This window comes from Pseudoalteromonas aquimarina (assembly GCF_049257255.1).
Lineage (GTDB): Bacteria > Pseudomonadota > Gammaproteobacteria > Enterobacterales > Alteromonadaceae > Pseudoalteromonas.
Window position 1 is genome coordinate 1 of record NZ_JBMMUG010000005.1, and the last position, 17322, is coordinate 17322.

Sequence of the window (17322 nt, forward strand, 5' to 3'; positions counted from 1 at the left end):
TCAGTTTAATTAAGTCTAAATTTTGTTACGCTAAAAGCGTATGTTAGAACTTAATCTGTACGAGTGCCCACACAGATGATTGCTTAAATTTTTAAAGAACAGTGCAAACAACCTTGTGTTTGCTGCAGCCTCTCTCGCTGCGAAGTGGAGCGCTATATTAACCGCTTCACTTTTAAAGTCAACTAGAAAATTAATTTATTTTTCAAAGTAACTTTCCGTTTGACTCCCGGTCACTTAACTCAGCGTTTGTTGTTGCTGTGCTCCGTGTCGGTGGATGCGCATTATAGGCAGATCGAAAATCAGATCAACCCCTTTTTTCAAAAAAAACGATCTTTTTTGATCGTTTGATTATTAAGTATTCAATACGCCTATTTCATTAACGCAAAAGCTACATTTACGCATAAAAAAACGCCAAACTTATGTTTGGCGTTTTAGGGAGTGTAATACTAATGAAAATTTGTTTATTTCCAACTACGCATTTTGTGACCTTTAACTGCGTAGAAGATAATAAATAGATAACTAGGTACCATTAATGCGTATGCACCTTGTGCACCTAAACCAGCTACATTACCTAGACCAATAAGTAATGGGCCAAGCGCACCACCTGCAATACCCATAATAAGTAGACCTGATGCAGTTCCAGTTAGTCGACCTAAACCACTTAATGCTAGAGGCCAGATTGCAGGCCATACCATTGCATTAGCAAAACCTAATAGCGCAATACATACTAATGGATCAGGTAATTCAGGACCACCAAATGGAACAAGTAGTATATTTGAGATAGCTGTCGATTCGTTGCTACCGAATACTACTGCAGCAACTGTAATTAAACCTGCAACACCCGACATAACCAACGCATTTTGTTGTGACATATATTTAGGTATAAGTGCAATACCGATTGCGTAACCAACTAGCATGCACGCCATTGTGTAGGATGTCATCATAGAGAAATCAGCAACACCAATCGCTAATGCGTATGAGCCAATGGTATCTGCAGCGATTACTTCTACTGCTACATAAAGTGCGATACCAACTACACCTAATACTAAATGAGGGTGACTAAGAGCTTCACGCACTTCACCTTTTGCATTTGGGTTTTCATCTTCAAATACTAAATCAGGTAATGGGGAGAATTTTGCGAATGCTGCAAACGCGAAGATTAAACCTGCAATTGCTATATAAGGTGCAACCAAGCTATTTGCCATTGCATCTTTTTGCGCTTGTGAAAGTACTTCACCCTCACCTGCAACTGCGGCAACCGTTACCATTGCAAATACAATAGGAACAACTACACCAGCAAACTTATTTAGCAAACCCATAATACAAACACGAACAGCAGCTGACTTTTCTGAACCCATTTTTACAACATAAGGGTTAACTGCCGTTTGTAATACAGTTTGACCTACACCAATCAGCAATTGTGCAAATAAGAAAATTTCAATCATTTGCAATTTCGCTGCTGGAATGTATAGCAACGCAGAACTTGCCATGATTGCACAACCTATTGCCATGCCATTCTTATAGCCCACTTTCTTGATTAACATTGCCGATGGAATACCAGCAATGGTTACTGCAATATAGAAAGATGAAATAATAAATGAAGCTTGCAGCGGTGACAGCTCAAGCATTTGTTGTAAGAAAGGTGTGATTGCACCGTTTAACCAGGTAATACAACCTAGTATAAAAAACATTGAGCCAGCAAGTACCATTGGTAAAATGACGCTTTGCTGGGAATTTTGTTCGTTTTCCACTGTTGCTTCCATAAACTTCTTCTTGTTGCAGGTTAATCTTATGCCATAGTTTTAAACTATGAAAATACCATTTGCGTTAAACAACCTATCTTTCAGACGCACTAATAAATAGTTAACGCACCCGGTTTTATTTCTTGGTTTTATTATTAGCACTAATCACTTTGTATACGGCAATTTTCGGAAGTTAGCGCTTCCCCTAAGCCATAAAATGATAGCGCTGTCATTTTACTTTAATGCAATTGAATAAATATTGCCAGTTTGAATTTTGAATTAATTAGAACAAAAAAGGAGCAAATGCTCCCTTTAGTTTTAATAACAATTAGTTAATTAATCGTAGTAATACGACTCTTAACTTGGTCGTTTAATGAACTTCTCAACCACACTTGGGCATTACCCACAGCAACAGGTTTTTGATATGTTTGCCACGATTTCCCTTGGTCAATACTGTATTCAACATCTAAGTATGCCGTCGCAACACTGGTTGTTAACGTACCATTATTAACTTCACCACCAGGGACATCTAAATTAGCTTTCACACCTGACTTCGCCAGTTTTGCAAGTTCCTTGGTACCTAGTGCAGCAGAGAAAGTCATCCAATCTTTAGCACGTTTTTCTGCATTTGGTTTTTCACCTTCCCAAGAAGCTTTGTGCCATGAACGCTCAGCTACTGCTAACACGCGTGGGAACAACATAGCCAATACTTGATCTTCAGTACGGATTGTTTCAGACCATACCTGACCTTGCATACCTAAAATGTTTTCAGGCTTTTCAAGCTGAGGTAATGGACGGCCAACTAAGTCTTCTAGGTTTTTGATCACTTCACCAGTGCGGGTGAAGTCAGCATTGGCATATACATTGTCTGGCATATAACCAAATGCTTTTTCATTACTGATAAAGCGCGTTGCCCAATAATAGCCACGTTCTTCTGGATGAGCTTCATACGGGTGGTCAAAATAAAGATGTGTACCATGCGATAAAACAACTTGATAGTCATTGTTTGCTAAGCGGTAAGCACGATCTGCTACACCCCACTCCCAAATATTATCCCAAGCATTGGCTGTAAATACAGGATTTGGGAATTCTTGACGATTAAATGTATTCACGCGGTCATACATTAAACCATCTTCCCATGCGCCAGGAGCAATACCACGTTTAGCAAGCATTTTTGCTACGCGCTGGGTAAAGTAAGGCTTAAGATCGGCAGGACCTGCAACACCATTACCGGCCTCTTCAAACATTTTTTGACACGCTGGTGAATTAGTCCAAGAACCAGCACCTACTTCATCACCACCAAAATGCAGATTTTCTAAACGTACACCCGCTTCACGATACATTTGTTGAAGCTCGTATGTCACTTTCTCCATAAAGTTATAACTTGAGTCCATACAAGCATTGATAGAATTATCGGTATAATTCTGTACTGTGATGTATTCTGACTTATCTTCAGGGTCACTCAGCAAGTATGCTTTCGCACCTACTTCATCACCTGCTTTCATCAATTTACGATAACGTGCTTCCATCGCAATAATTGATGCACGCGCGTGACCGGGCGACTCTACCTCAGGAATGATCTTGATATGACGTGCAGCGGCAAATTTTAATAATTCAACAAAATCATCTTTCGTAAGATAGCCATTACCTGAACCGTCTTTGTGTGGACCTGTACCTAACTGAGTCAGTAAGCAAGAATCTTCAGACAAATCAAAACAACGTACACCACCAATTTCTGCAAGTTCAGGTAACGATGGGATCTCTAAACGCCAACCTTCATCATCTGAAAAGTGCCAATGCAATGTATTAAGCTTATATTTGGCCATTTGCTCAACCAGCTTAAACATTGCGTCTTTACCATGGAAGTTACGTGCGTTGTCATAATGCATACCGCGGTAACTAAAGCGCGGCGAATCTTTAATTTCTACACGTGGTAATTCAACGCTGCCGTTGGTGTCAGCTGGGAAAAGTGCCAATAATGACTGCAAACCATAAAACACACCTGCATTATCACTACCAACAACCGTAATTTTGTTTTTATTAATTTCTAAGTGATAGCTTTCAGCGTCACCATTTTGAATTGAGTTATCTACTTTTAAAGATAAATGCGGTTTTTTACCTACTGAGATATGGTCAGCATTCGCTTCTAGCTTAAGGCCATATAATTTCGATAAATCATCAAGCAATACATTTACTTCTTGCTTTAGGCTACCTTGATAGCTAACAACCCAATCTGACGAAAGCGTTACTTCACCACGAGAAAAATCAACGCTTTGCGGCTTTGGAATAATTCGCTTAAGGGCTTCCTCTTGGCTTGGCGTGTATTTTTCATTTTTGATATTAAGTGCATGACGGTTTTGTGCATCGGCAATCACACTTAAATCTTTTGGCGTATTAAATTTCTTTAATTGGCGCTCTTCAACAATTGGCAGTACAAACTGTTTTAAATCTTCAGTATCTGTGCTGGCAAATACTTCTGCGTCTTTATTATTGAGTGAGATAAATGCACGTGGCATCACATCTGAATAAGACACAATATAAGCTGCTGCTTCATACTCAAGTGCTAACGTTTCACCAACGGCTAAACCAGCAAATGCTTTAGTCGGCACTAAACGATGTAAGTCACCGTTTACATGCTCAATTGCAATACCTTTTACTTCAGAGGTTTTTACTTTACGAATACTGTGGAAATACAGCTGCCAGTTACTTTCACCTTTTGGTAGTGCAACTTTTGAAGTGTTTTTAAGTTGGATTTTACCGATGTAACCGCCATCGTTGTTATGAAAATTATCAACGACACCAAATTTTAGATCCGCTTGTGCTGCAAATTCTTTAATGTCAGATTGCGATAGCTTGGCATTAGCAAATAACGGCGTTGCCAATAAAGCTGTAGCAAGTATGGTTTTTCTCAAATACATAAGACTTCCTTTACTTGTTAATTATGCGCTTTCTAACCATAGAGCAACGAAAGCGTTAATTTTAGTTTTTGTTATTAGGAATCATAATGACTATTTAATGACAGCGCTATCAAAACAACTTAAAAAAAACCTTAATTTTATCTGAAAACATTTAATATCAGTAAGTTAGAGGTATTACAAAATACCTCTAACATGTTGAGATTATTAATAGCCTGCAGCCATACCGTCTTTTCGCGTCTCTGATGCGCCAACATAAACGCCATTTGAGAGCTGCTTCATAATTGCTTGATAACCACCGTAGGGGCCAACAGCATGTTGAAGTGTGTGTCCTTTTTTCACCAGCTCACGTTTTGTCTTTTCTGAAAAACCAGCTTCCAAGCTAACATAGCCGCCATTTGTCATTTTTTCACCGGTAGGCTGTGACGAACCCGTATGTAAAATGCGTGGTGCATCACCTGCCTCTTGCAGGTTCATACCAAAATCAATCATATTAATTAGAATTTGCGCATGCATTTGCGGTTGTGTAGCGCCACCCATCACGCCAAAGCTGATATAAGGTTTGCCATCTTTGGTGACAAAGGCAGGAATAATAGTATGAAAAGGTCGTTTCTTCGGTGCATAAACGTTGAAGTGGCCTTCTTCAAGGGCAAATAGCTCACCACGATTTTGCAACACAAACCCTAGCTTTTCTGGCGTCATGCCAGAACCCATACCGCGATAGTTACTTTGAATAAGTGATACCATGTTGCCATCTTTATCAGCCGTGGTTAAATAAATAGTATCTCCTTCTACTGGCCCCGCATCCACTTGCTTACTCGCTTTATTTTCATCAATAAGCTTGCGACGCTTTGCTGCATATTCTTTGCTAATTAATTGTTTTACTGGAATGTCATTGAATGATGAGTCAGCGTAGTATTTAGCGCGATCAGCAAAAGCTAATTTTTTCGCTTCAACAAAAGTATGAACATATTCAGGGCTATCAAACCCCATACTTGCAATATCATAGTCTTCAAGAATATTTAAAATTTGTAGCGCGGCAATACCTTGGCCATTAGGTGGCAGCTCCCATAAATCATAACCACGATAGTTAGTACTTACTGGTGCTACCCAGTTACTTTTATGCGATGCTAAATCGTCGTAACTCAAATAACCGCCATTGGCTTTCATATAACGGTCGATTTCTTTTGCAATATCACCTTTATAGAATGCATCGCGACCGCCTTTTGCAATTTTGCGGTAAGTTTGTGCAAGTGCAGGGTTTTTAAAAATTTCACCTTTTTTTGGCATCTGGCCATTTGGCATAAAGACTTCTTTAAAGCCCGGGTACTTTCCACGAACAGAAACACTTTTATCGAGGTAGTAAGCAATGAGCTCTGATACTGGAAAACCATTTTCAGCATAATTGATTGCAGGCGCTAATAATTCAGCCATTGGCAATTTGCCAAATTTATTGTGCAATTCAAACCAACCGTCGACAGCACCAGGCACCGAAACCGGTAATGGACCATAACTAGGTATTTTATCGCCCTGCCCTTTTAATATATCAAGTGTTAATGATGCCGGCGAACGGCCAGATGCATTAAGCCCATGCAGTTTTTGCTCTTTTTGTTGCCATACAATGGCATATAAATCGCCACCAATACCGCAACCTGTTGGCTCAACTAATCCCAATACCGCATTTGCTGCAATTGCAGCATCCACAGCACTACCCCCTTTTTTTAAAATATCGAGCGCAACTTGCGTTGCTAACGGCTGCGACGTTGCAGCCATGCCATTTTCAGCAAAGACTTCTGAGCGACTGGCAAACATTTCACCTGTAATGCGATCGTAAGCACTGGCGATTGACGGAATTGCCAAACTGATAATCAGTAAAGAAGGTTTAAGCCATTTCATTATTATTATCCTGTTGTTCTGGTTATAGCTAACATAGCGCTTTTTCTGAACAGGAAACAATAATTCGAGGTAAATAGAGAAGTTCTGTAGATAAAATGCAGGTAAGTAGCAAAGCCGTAGACGCTTTGCTACTAACTTGGGTACTAGTTTGTTTGCAGCTTTTCGATAATCACAACGTTAGCCGCTGGGAATTCATAATTATTTAAATCACTAATAGCCACCCATTTGTGGTCTTGTCCTTCTTGGTGTTTTGCTTCACCATCAAACGCTTCAACTAAGTGAATATCTAGATGCACTGATTTATCTGGGTAATCATGGTGAATTTCTAAAAATGGCGTTGATGATTTTACTTCAATACCAATTTCTTCTTTTAATTCTCTTGCTAACGCTTGCGTTACTGTTTCGCCCGCTTCCACTTTACCGCCCGGAAATTCCCATTTACCGCCTTGATGTTGTGACTCATGACGTTTAGCAATAAAAATTAAATCATCTTTTTTAATTACACCAACTGCAACATGTACTTGTTTTTTCATTTTGTATTCTTCTTAAAATCATAAAAAAAGCGACACACTGTGTCGCTTTTCTTTGTACGGCTCACTATTAAGAAAGTTTACCGTGACATTGCTTATATTTTTTACCTGAACCACATGGGCAAGGATCATTACGACCTACTTTTGCGTCATTGCGAACAGTTACATGTGCACCTTGTGGTGTTTCACCACCAACATGCTCAGCTTCTTCATGTTGATATTGTTTTGGTGTATTTTCAGCTTGTTGACGACGACGCTCTTCAACCGCTTCAACATCTTCTTCTGCACGTACTTGTACTTTTGCAAGAATGCTAACCACTTCCACTTTCAGTGCTTCTAGCATGCTAGAGAACAATTCAAATGACTCACGCTTATATTCTTGCTTCGGATTTTTCTGTGCATAACCACGTAGACCAATCCCTTGACGTAAGTGATCCATCGCTGCAAGGTGATCTTTCCAATGTTGGTCAAGCGTTTGTAACATAATCGCTTTTTCAAAGTGACGCAGAACATCTGCACCCACTTGATCTTCTTTATGTTTGTAAGCCGCAGTAACACCTTGTTCAATACGCTCACGAAGTTTTTCTTCGTAAAGTTTATTATCTTCATCAAGCCATTGTTGTAGAGGCATTTCAACTAGGAAATCTGCACGTAAACGATCTTCAAGACCGGCAATATCCCACATATCAGCAAGTGATTGCGGTGGAATGTACTGATCGATAATACCGTTAAGCACGTCTGAACGAATTGCAGTGATTGTTTCTGAAATATCGCCTTCTTCTAATAGCTCATTACGCTGCGTATAAACTACGCGACGCTGATCATTTGCTACATCATCGTACTCAAGTAATTGCTTACGAATATCAAAGTTACGCGCCTCAACTTTACGTTGTGCATTTTCAATTGCACGGTTTACCCACGGGTGTTCAATTGCTTCACCACGCTGCATACCTAATTTACGCATCATGTTCATCATACGCTCGCCAGCGAAAATACGCATTAGTGCATCTTCCATTGATAGGTAGAAACGGCTTGAACCCGCATCACCTTGACGACCTGAACGACCACGTAACTGGTTATCGATACGACGTGATTCATGACGCTCGGTAGCAATAATGTGTAAACCACCTGCTTCTAGTACTGCATCATGACGTTTTTGCCATTCTTCTTTCAGCTTTGCGATTTGCTCATCTGTTGGATTTTCAAGCTTTTCAGCTTCCATCTTCCAGTTGCCACCTAACACGATATCAGTACCACGACCGGCCATGTTAGTTGCGATAGTTACTGCACCTGCAAGACCAGCATTTGCAACAATTTCCGCTTCTTGTTGGTGGAATTTCGCATTAAGTACATTGTGCTTAATTTTTTCTTTACGTAAAAACTGCGATAAGTACTCTGAGCTTTCAATTGAAATTGTACCCACAAGCACAGGCTGACCGCGCTCTTGGCAATCACGGATATCCGCTAAGATTGCTTCGTACTTTTCTTCTTGCGTTAAATAAACTAAATCGGCACGGTCATCACGGATCATCGGTTTGTTAGTTGGAATAACAACTGTTTCTAAACCGTAGATTGACTGGAATTCAAATGCTTCAGTATCCGCTGTACCTGTCATACCAGCAAGAATGTCGTAAAGACGGAAATAGTTTTGGAACGTGATTGATGCAAGTGTTTGGTTTTCGTTTTGAATGTTAACACCTTCTTTTGCTTCAACCGCTTGGTGTAAACCTTCAGACCAACGACGACCTTCCATTGTACGACCTGTATGTTCGTCAACAATGATAACTTCGTCATCTTTAACAACGTAATCTACGTCTTTTTGATAAAGCTTGTGAGCACGAAGTGCTGCATAAACATGGCTTAATAGTGTGATGTTATTTGCTGAGTAAAGCGAATCACCATCTTCAATTAAACCTAATTCTGTTAAAATTTCTTCTACACGAACTTGACCACGCTCGGTAAGGTGAACTTGCTTTGCTTTTTCATCAATTGTGAAATCGCCATCACCTTCAACACCTTCTTCATCTTCTTTTTCTTGCTGCTCAAGCTGTGGTACCAATTTGTCAATTTGTTGGTAAAGCTCAGAGCTATCTTCTGCAGGGCCAGAGATGATTAGCGGCGTACGTGCTTCATCGATTAAGATTGAGTCAACCTCATCCACTACTGCGTAGTATAGAGGACGCTGAACACGTTCTTCTGGCGAAAACGCCATATTGTCACGAAGATAATCAAAACCAAATTCGTTGTTTGTACCGTAAGTAATGTCTGCTGCATAAGCCACTTTCTTTTGCTGTGGCATCATACCTGGCACGTTACAGCCAACTGTTAAACCTAAGAATTCAAAAAGGGCACGGTTTGTTTCTGCATCACGTTTTGCTAGGTAGTCATTCACCGTAATAACGTGAACACCTTTACCTGTTAAACCGTGTAAATACGCAGGTAAGGTTGCTGTAAGGGTTTTACCTTCACCGGTACGCATTTCTGAGATTTTACCTTGGTGTAAAACCATACCACCGATAAGCTGCACATCGAAGTGACGCATACCGTAAACACGCTTAGAGGCTTCACGAACAACTGCAAATGCTTCAGCTAGGAAAGAGTCTAAGGTTTCACCATTATCATAACGCTCACGAAACTCTGCTGTTTTTGCTTTTAGCTCTTCATCCGAAAGCGCTTCGTACTGCTGTTCTAATCCATTAATTTGCTCGACCGTTTTTCGTAAATTTTTAATTATTCGATCATTGCGACTACCAAATATTTTGGTAAGTAAGTTAGCTATCATGATAAAACCGTTACAACCTTAGTTTAGTGACAAAACCCATGTCACTTTTCAAATTAATTGTGCGTACAGTATCAGCAGAGCACCGATATTGCTAGTTAACCCGACCAAAGATGGCTCGTTCACACTATGCAAACAGTATTATTTGAGATAACTAGCAATATAGCCTTGAGTGATACAGCTATGTTTTTCTATATATTGAGACAAATCTGCCTAATTCAAGGGCGATATTTTATTCATTTAATCTCACTGAGCCAAGTTTAATTTGCCGTTTGTTCAGCTTTATTTACAGCTTTTTACTTGCTGTAACTTTTGATGCCCAATACAATAAGAAAAAAGAGGGTTTTAAGCATGGCAAAAAACAGGTTTGCACCTAAACCACTTGGCGATGTCCTCACCAATCTGCCAAATCGGCTTCAGCAATTTTCAAATAAAAATCAAGAAAATAAACAACTGCAAACGCTGCTAGAGCAAATTCTAGATAGTAATATGCTGGCAAAGTGCGCAATTGCAAATTACGAAGACGGTACATTAGTACTTAACGCCCAATCAGCTGCTGTTGCAATGCGTTTAAACTATATGAAAATGAGTTTACTCAGCGATTTTCGCCGCATGGGTTTACCTGAACTTTGCCAAATAAAAATACAAACCTCACCGCGCAGTGCCATTAGCAAAACAGCTGACAATTCGCAAAACCAAGAGAAAAAGCGTTTAACAAAAAACGCACAACAATCATTACTTGAAGTGGCCGAGCACGCCCCCGATGCACTTAAAGAAAAGCTAAAGCGTCTTGCGAAACTTGCTGACAGATAATGTTTTTTTATAACGCTAAATAATTGCTATTATTGACGAGCAATTAAATTATTTACCATAGAAGGTATGCGTTATGCTTAAACAATTTGTTTCTTTGGCGTTATTAGCGGTCAGCTTTAACTCAGCCGCAGCTTGGCAATTACAAAATAACAGCTCAAAAGTTAGCTTTGTTTCTATTAAAAAAGACACTATCGGTGAAGTTCATCACTTTAAAACCCTGTCAGGTTCGATTACTGATAACGGCGATTTTTCAGTTGAAATTGATTTAACTACCGTAGAAACCAACATTCCAATTCGTAATGAACGCATGCAAAACATGTTATTCAATACCAAATCGTTTGCTAAATTAAGCTTGAATGCCAAAGTCAATAAAGAGTTAGCGCAACTTACTGATGGAACCAGCAATGTGTTTTCTGTGCCAGCAACGTTATCTTTAAATGGTGTTGAAAAATCGCTCACTATTGATGTGTTTGCAGCGCGAACTAACAATGATTCATTATTAGTTACAGCAATGTCACCTATCATTATTAATGCAAGTGACTTCAATTTAGATGCTGGTGTTGCTGCATTACAAAAAGTAGCAGGCTTACCAAATATTGCCCGTGCAGTGCCTGTTACCTTTGTACTTCACTTCACTCAATAGCATTTATTAAAGCGGTTTTGTTGTTTTATGAATTTATCAATGCTGACAAAGCAAATTGAAACTAGCGTTGCGCCATTTGAATCATGGCAACCTGAAAGCTGTGGTGAGATTGATATTGAAATAAAAGCAAACGGCGATTGGTACTTTCAAGCAACTAAAATTGATCGAATTAAAATGGTTAAATTATTTGCTCGAGTACTCACCAAAGAGCAAGACCATTACTACTTAAAAACACCCATTGAAAAAATGCGCATCCGTGTTGAAGATGCGCCTTTTTTAATTACCCACTGGTATGAAAAAGAAGAGTTTATAATTTGCTGCGACAACCTAAATAGAGAATATATTTTAGGTGATAATCATCCGCTGGAACTTAAAAGCGATGTGCCTTATTTGCATTTACATCATGGTGTTTTAGCAAAAGTGTCGCGCAATGTGTTTTATCAATGGGCTGAAATAGCAAATGAAAAAAAAGGCCGCTTTGCAATATGCTCTGGCGGCCAAGACTTCTTTATTGGTTAAATCGTTAGATTACGCGAGAGAATCGCGTTAATTTTGCTTGTTGTTTTAAATACGCATCAAAGGTCATACATATATTACGTATAAACAAACGGCCTTTGTTCTCTACGATAAGCTTACTCTCATCCAGCGAAATCATGCCATCTTCAGCAAAACACGTAAGTCCAGCTAGTTCATCAGCAAAGTAATCTGCAAAGTTAATTGCAAACTTGCGCTCAACATCTGCAAAATTTAGCCTAAAGTGGCAAATAATTTCTTTAATAACAAACGCGCGAATTTTATCATCCTTGGTTAAAGTTAGCCCTTTAACAACTGGCACACCTGCTGCTTCAACGGTTTGATAATAGTCTTTAAGATCTTTCGGATTTTGGAAGATACTATCGCCCACTTGTGAAATTGAGGACGCACCTAACCCTAATAAATCACAATCGCCATGGGTAGTATACCCTTGGAAGTTACGGTGTAATTTCCCTTGCTGCTGCGCAATTGCGAGTGAATCAGTGTTTTTAGCAAAGTGGTCCATGCCGATATTTACGTATCCAGCTTCCATCATTTGCGCCAGAGTATTTTTAAACATTGTTAGCTTTTGCTCTGGACTTGGTAATTGCTCGTCTTTAATTTTACGTTGTGCAGCAAAACGGTCTGGCAAATGAGCATAGTTAAATACCGAAACACGATCAGGCGAGAGTGCGATTAATCGCGCCATGCTCTCTTTAAAGCTCTCAGGTGTTTGCAACGGTAAGCCATAAATCATATCAGCATTAACCGATGAAAAACCCAGTGCGCGAGCTTCGCTTACAAGGTTTGCAACGTTATCGGCGCACTGCTCACGGTTTACCGCTTTTTGCACTTCATCATTAAAATCTTGAATACCAAAAGACACTCGATTGAATCCAAGCGAACGTAAATGACCAAGCATATCGTCAGGTAAGGAGCGGGGATCGATTTCAATGCTCGATTGCACTTCATCGGAAAAATGAAAATGCGCTTTAACAATCGCTATCAGACGACTCATTTGCTCTTTTGTTAAAAAGGTTGGCGTGCCGCCACCTAAATGAAGCTGCTCAATATTGTAACCTTTATAAAGCGCTGCTTGTGCCTTTGCCTCTTGCTCTAAAAAGTCTAGGTATACATCTGCTTTATGCTGGTGACGGGTAATTATTTTATTACAACCGCAGTAGTAGCAAAGTTGATGACAAAATGGCACGTGAATATAAAGCGACAAACGCGTGTTATCACTTTTTGCAATGGCGTTTATGACAGATTCTACTGAGAATCCCGACTCAAATGATAATGCTGTCGGGTACGACGTATAACGAGGACCTGATACATTGTATTTTTTTATAAGGGAATTATCCCATTCTACGAAATTTTGCACGACTGAAACCTAACAATATTAAGGTTTAGTAAGTGTACAAAAGTAAGCAAAATGAGGTTTTGATCCAAAACAATAAAGCCAGCGAGTGCTGGCTTTATTCTCTTTTTAAAGAAATCTAAGGTTAACTAGCAAAAACATGCTTTGTTTTAGGATCCGCAGGGAAGTAAGCTTCTAGTTTTGCTGCTTCAGCAAGAATACCCTCTTCGAGTTCCTGTTCAGCGCGCCAACGTTTACTATCCATTTGGAAGATTTCTTTCTTGCTGTATTTTTTGCGAGCATCATGAGTTGGCATTTCTTTTACCACCTCATACATCTTAAACACATGCTCATATTCCGTTTCAGGATCAACTTTTTCAGCAAATTGATATTGCGACATCAATACCCAGATACGTAAACAGCCTTCTGAATATTCACACTGCTTCTCTTTCATTGCGCGAGCAATCAAGTTAATGCTGTCGGCAATCTTGGCATTGCGTTCAAGCGCTTTGGCTTTTAGCTTTTCTAGTTGAGCTTGTTGCTGCTCTTTTTGTACTTTCAATTGGAATAACAATTTACCGGCGTAAAAAGCAAGGCCAGCGACAATCGCTACAGCAACAATAATGGCAATTACCCAAAGAGGACTCACTACTTAAGCTCCTCCTCGTCATCATCGTTTAGCCATTCATCGGCAAGGTCGTTCGACATAAACTGGTCTAACATATCTTCGTCGTCAAATTCGTCTTCATCTTCAATACCGAGTAGTTCACATAACGTTTGATGGCGTGCCACTTTTGCATTCAGGTATTTAGCATCTTTACCAACTAGCACTTCGCCCGCATTTTGACGTTCAAGTAATGACATTAGCTTTTGATCATTTTCAATTTGCTCAAGCTCTTGCTCTTGCGTAAGCTCAGGTTCAACAACTTTACGCAGCTCTACTTGAGGCTGTAAATGACGTTTAAACTCTGGTTGCTGCTCAATAGCCGCAGCTTCAGGTACAAGGCTAATAGGCTTTTTACTACCAAGACGCGTATCTTTGCGTTGCTTACCTGAAGTATTATGTTCATCCATAACTTCTTGCGCATTACGCGTACCCGCTTTATTACCAGTACGCTTTTTAACACGCTGTTCTTTTAAAGCGCGTAACTCGGCAAGTTTCTCTTTGCTCAAACGGAAGCTACCGTTACCACCGCTACCGATTTTGCGTGACTTTTTCTTTCTGGTCATAACTACATCTAAATAATTTTCAAAACTAAGACTATTTTACACCATTGCTGACTTTTTAAATAGCATCACATCATCTCCATGAAATGTCAGGGATAAATCACTTTGTTTGGCTAAATAACTAAACGTTTCCTGCGAGAAAAAGTTGATATGGGTAATATCATTCTTGTAATGCCAGTTTTTAAAGCGTTCTTGATTAATAACCAATTTAGTCATCACCACTAAAACGCCTTGCGGTTTTAATAAACCCAGCAGTTGTTGCCACACTTCTGCAGGTTTTGCCAAATGCTCGATCACTTCTGTGCACGTGACAAAATCGTACTGCTGATTTAATACTTCCTGATGAGGGTAATAAAAAATATCGTAGAGTGCTGCCGTATGGCCTTTTTCTTCCAACATTTTGGCAAGTGCAGGACCTGGACCACACCCGAAGTCTAAACCGCTGCAGGGCTTATCTAAAGCGGCTAATAATGGATTAAGAGCTCTGCTCAGAAATTGCTGGTAACCGGCGTCATTTACATCATTTTGATGACTATCATAAATTTGTTTTTCTTCTGTCAGAGAAATAAGCTGACTACGAGCTACAAAAACAAGCTGACAAAATTGACACTGATAATAAGCGCGGCGCTTATCTTCACTGAAAAGCGATATATGTTGATGGTGGCATAACGGGCAAGGTTCGGTCATTGACAATGCATAAAATTGATTTGGTGTATGGTAGCAATTTTAACAAGACAAATAAAAAGGCGACAGAGAAACTCTGCCGCCTACTAATCTGAGTGTCTATGACACTTCTCCCTTCGACTGTTTTAACCAACAAGTCTAATTTTATTATTATTTTACTATCCGTATTTTTATTATTTTCTTCCGTGCTTTTTTATTTTCGGTCTTCCTAACGCTTTCTTAGCAATCCCTTAATGTAACCATTGGTTACTTTCCCCTACGCACATAATTGTCGCTGCACTTCCGTATTTTACTGCTTTCCCTGTTATTTTTTTGTCCCTTGCGACAGGTGAATAATTTACTTGTTAATAATTTTGTTACAACTAATTTAACTAAAATAAATAAAAAAAGTTTTCTTCAAAAAAGGCGTTAACAATAAAAAACATATACTTAAGTATAATCTAAAAGCAAAATAGCGAATTAACTTACAGTTAACATTAGTCACTTTCCTACACTGTTTGTAAGATATATCTCACAGACTTAAGTATAAAAAAAGCAGCTTACGCTGCTTTTTTTATCTATTACACAAATCAGTATAATTAGTGAAGACCTGAAACATACTTAGAAAGAAGCTCAATATCTTTATCTGTTAGCTTTTTAGCTAAATCTTGCATCATACCGTTAAGATCATTATTGCGATCACCTGAGCGGAACTTTTCAAGTTGTGCTTTTACGTAATCAGCATTTTGGAAAGATACTTTCGGGAAGCCTGCAAGCGAAGTACCGTTACCACGAGGTCCATGACATGCTGCACATGCTGGAATACCGCGCTCAGCATCACCTGCTTTGTAAAGTTTACCGCCTTCAGCAATCACTTCTTCAGGCGTGCTGCCTGCTTCCATGTTTAAGCTTGAGAAGAATGCAGCGATATCACGCATGTCTTGCTCAGATAACGGCATAGCCATACCGCTCATTACAGGGTCCATACGACCTTCTGCACCACCTGATGTCATGCCTAATTTAAAATCTTTCAATTGCTTGAATAAGTATTCAGCGTGTTGACCTGCAAGTTTAGGGTGATTAGGAAGTGGTTTGTTTCCATCTACACCGTGACAAGCAACACATGTCGCAGCTTTCGTTTTACCAGCTTCTATATCGCCTTCAAAAGCAGCAGCTTGATTAACGCTGAACGCACCAGCAACCATCATTAAAGATAAAGCTATTTTTTTCATGCTATTTCTCTGTTTCGACCCTGTTAAAACCTGACAAGCAGGAATGAATACCAGCTAAAGTAGCCATATTCTACACGATTAAATTTTATCTGGCACGTCTTATGCCTTTATAAAACATATAAAATATAGGGGTTTTATTAAAAAAACTCCCGAAAGGCGCATTTCTTTGATCTTTCTCAAGGTTAAATAAGCCTATTAAAAAAGACAAAGCATTACTTATTTAGCTCTTGTTAGTATAAAATAAGCGCCCAGAAAGAAAAGATTTGTTAAAGGCAATGTAGCAAAAAATCTCCTTAACAGGGATTAGCCTTTAATCTAAACAGCGTTTTAAGGAGCTAACCTTGCTAAAGTCACGGGTTCAATATTCAAAAGCGAGCTTTATTACAAGTGCACCAGATATCACTAAACTGCCTGCTGATACGGGTGTTGAAGTTGCGTTTGCAGGGCGTTCTAATGCCGGTAAATCAAGTGCTCTAAACACATTAACTGATCAAAAATTGGCTCGTACCAGTAAAACACCTGGACGTACTCAGCTAATCAACACCTTCGCACTTGGTGAAGATATGCGCATTATCGATTTACCCGGTTATGGTTTTGCTAAAGTTCCACTTGAAATGAAAAAGAAGTGGCAGAAATCACTTGGTGAGTACTTGCAAAAGCGCGAAAGCTTAAAAGGTATTGTGGTTTTAATGGATATCCGTCATCCATTAAAAGATCTTGATATGGACCTAATTAACTGGGCCGTAGACAGTGATTTAGAAATCCTTGCGCTGCTAACTAAAGCTGACAAATTAAAACAAGGCAAGCGTAAAAGTGAAGTTTTAAAAGTTCGCCGTGAGCTGAAAGAACTAAGCGACAAAATAACCGTTCATGCCTTTTCATCACTAAAAGGGATTGGCTTATCAGAACTCGCTAAAACATTAGATGTTTGGTATTTAGGTGAAATTGAAGCAATTGCGCCAGAGCAAGAAAGCGACGAAGAAGCAAACTAAGAAGATGGAAGAAAAAACCG

At 39.4% G+C, this 17322-nt stretch carries 14 protein-coding genes; 4 read left to right on the forward strand and 10 right to left on the reverse strand.

Annotated features, from left to right (window positions below; all coding sequences use genetic code 11):
* Positions 1–461: 461 nt before the first annotated feature.
* The 5 genes from nagP to secA form a co-directional block, all read right to left on the reverse strand.
* A complete protein-coding gene (gene nagP, locus AAEU29_RS13240) occupies positions 462–1763 on the reverse strand; it encodes an N-acetylglucosamine MFS transporter NagP (protein WP_421973800.1) in 1302 nt (433 codons plus the stop codon).
* Positions 1764–2074: 311 nt separating this feature from the next.
* Positions 2075–4660, reverse strand: coding sequence for a family 20 glycosylhydrolase (locus AAEU29_RS13245; RefSeq protein WP_421973801.1), 2586 nt, complete (start codon positions 4658–4660; stop codon positions 2075–2077).
* A 204-nt stretch (positions 4661–4864) separates the two neighbouring features.
* Positions 4865–6553: a gamma-glutamyltransferase gene (ggt, locus tag AAEU29_RS13250; RefSeq protein WP_421973802.1), complete on the reverse strand. Its 1689-nt coding sequence runs from the start codon at positions 6551–6553 to the stop codon at positions 4865–4867.
* A 143-nt stretch (positions 6554–6696) separates the two neighbouring features.
* On the reverse strand, positions 6697–7086 hold the full coding sequence (mutT, locus tag AAEU29_RS13255; RefSeq protein ID WP_421973803.1) for an 8-oxo-dGTP diphosphatase MutT: 390 nt from the start codon (positions 7084–7086) through the stop codon (positions 6697–6699).
* A gap of 67 nt (positions 7087–7153) precedes the next feature.
* Positions 7154–9865, reverse strand: a complete 2712-nt coding sequence (secA, locus tag AAEU29_RS13260) for a preprotein translocase subunit SecA (RefSeq protein ID WP_421973804.1) — start codon at positions 9863–9865, stop codon at positions 7154–7156.
* Between the two features lie 348 nt (positions 9866–10213).
* Between secA and AAEU29_RS13265 the strand changes: the two genes are divergently transcribed.
* From AAEU29_RS13265 to AAEU29_RS13275, 3 genes are all read left to right on the forward strand, one after another.
* Complete coding sequence (locus AAEU29_RS13265) at positions 10214–10675, forward strand: DUF721 domain-containing protein (protein WP_421973805.1); 462 nt, start codon at positions 10214–10216, stop codon at positions 10673–10675.
* A 73-nt stretch (positions 10676–10748) separates the two neighbouring features.
* Entirely contained in the window at positions 10749–11318 is a 570-nt protein-coding gene (locus AAEU29_RS13270; protein ID WP_421973806.1) for a YceI family protein, read from the forward strand.
* Between the two features lie 27 nt (positions 11319–11345).
* The gene (locus tag AAEU29_RS13275; RefSeq protein WP_421973807.1) at positions 11346–11837 is read left to right on the forward strand and encodes a DUF1285 domain-containing protein; all 492 of its coding nucleotides are present in this window, start codon (positions 11346–11348) and stop codon (positions 11835–11837) included.
* A 4-nt stretch (positions 11838–11841) separates the two neighbouring features.
* Here the strand turns inward: AAEU29_RS13275 and hemN are convergent, their stop codons facing one another.
* The 5 genes from hemN to AAEU29_RS13300 all read right to left on the reverse strand — a co-directional run bounded on the left by hemN (position 11842) and on the right by AAEU29_RS13300 (position 16310).
* A complete protein-coding gene (hemN, locus tag AAEU29_RS13280; RefSeq protein WP_421973808.1) occupies positions 11842–13212 on the reverse strand; it encodes an oxygen-independent coproporphyrinogen III oxidase in 1371 nt (456 codons plus the stop codon).
* Between the two features lie 121 nt (positions 13213–13333).
* A complete protein-coding gene (locus AAEU29_RS13285; RefSeq protein ID WP_421973809.1) occupies positions 13334–13837 on the reverse strand; it encodes a DUF2489 domain-containing protein in 504 nt (167 codons plus the stop codon).
* Complete coding sequence (gene yihI / locus AAEU29_RS13290) at positions 13837–14418, reverse strand: Der GTPase-activating protein YihI (RefSeq protein ID WP_421973810.1); 582 nt, start codon at positions 14416–14418, stop codon at positions 13837–13839. The genes AAEU29_RS13285 and yihI overlap by 1 nt, the downstream gene beginning before the upstream one ends.
* Before the next feature lie 36 nt (positions 14419–14454).
* On the reverse strand, positions 14455–15102 hold the full coding sequence (locus AAEU29_RS13295) for a class I SAM-dependent methyltransferase (protein ID WP_421973811.1): 648 nt from the start codon (positions 15100–15102) through the stop codon (positions 14455–14457).
* A gap of 575 nt (positions 15103–15677) precedes the next feature.
* Positions 15678–16310, reverse strand: a complete 633-nt coding sequence (locus tag AAEU29_RS13300; protein WP_421973812.1) for a c-type cytochrome — start codon at positions 16308–16310, stop codon at positions 15678–15680.
* 341 nt (positions 16311–16651) lie between these two features.
* Between AAEU29_RS13300 and yihA the strand changes: the two genes are divergently transcribed.
* Positions 16652–17302, forward strand: coding sequence for a ribosome biogenesis GTP-binding protein YihA/YsxC (gene yihA / locus AAEU29_RS13305; RefSeq protein ID WP_421973813.1), 651 nt, complete (start codon positions 16652–16654; stop codon positions 17300–17302).
* Positions 17303–17322 lie beyond the last annotated feature (20 nt).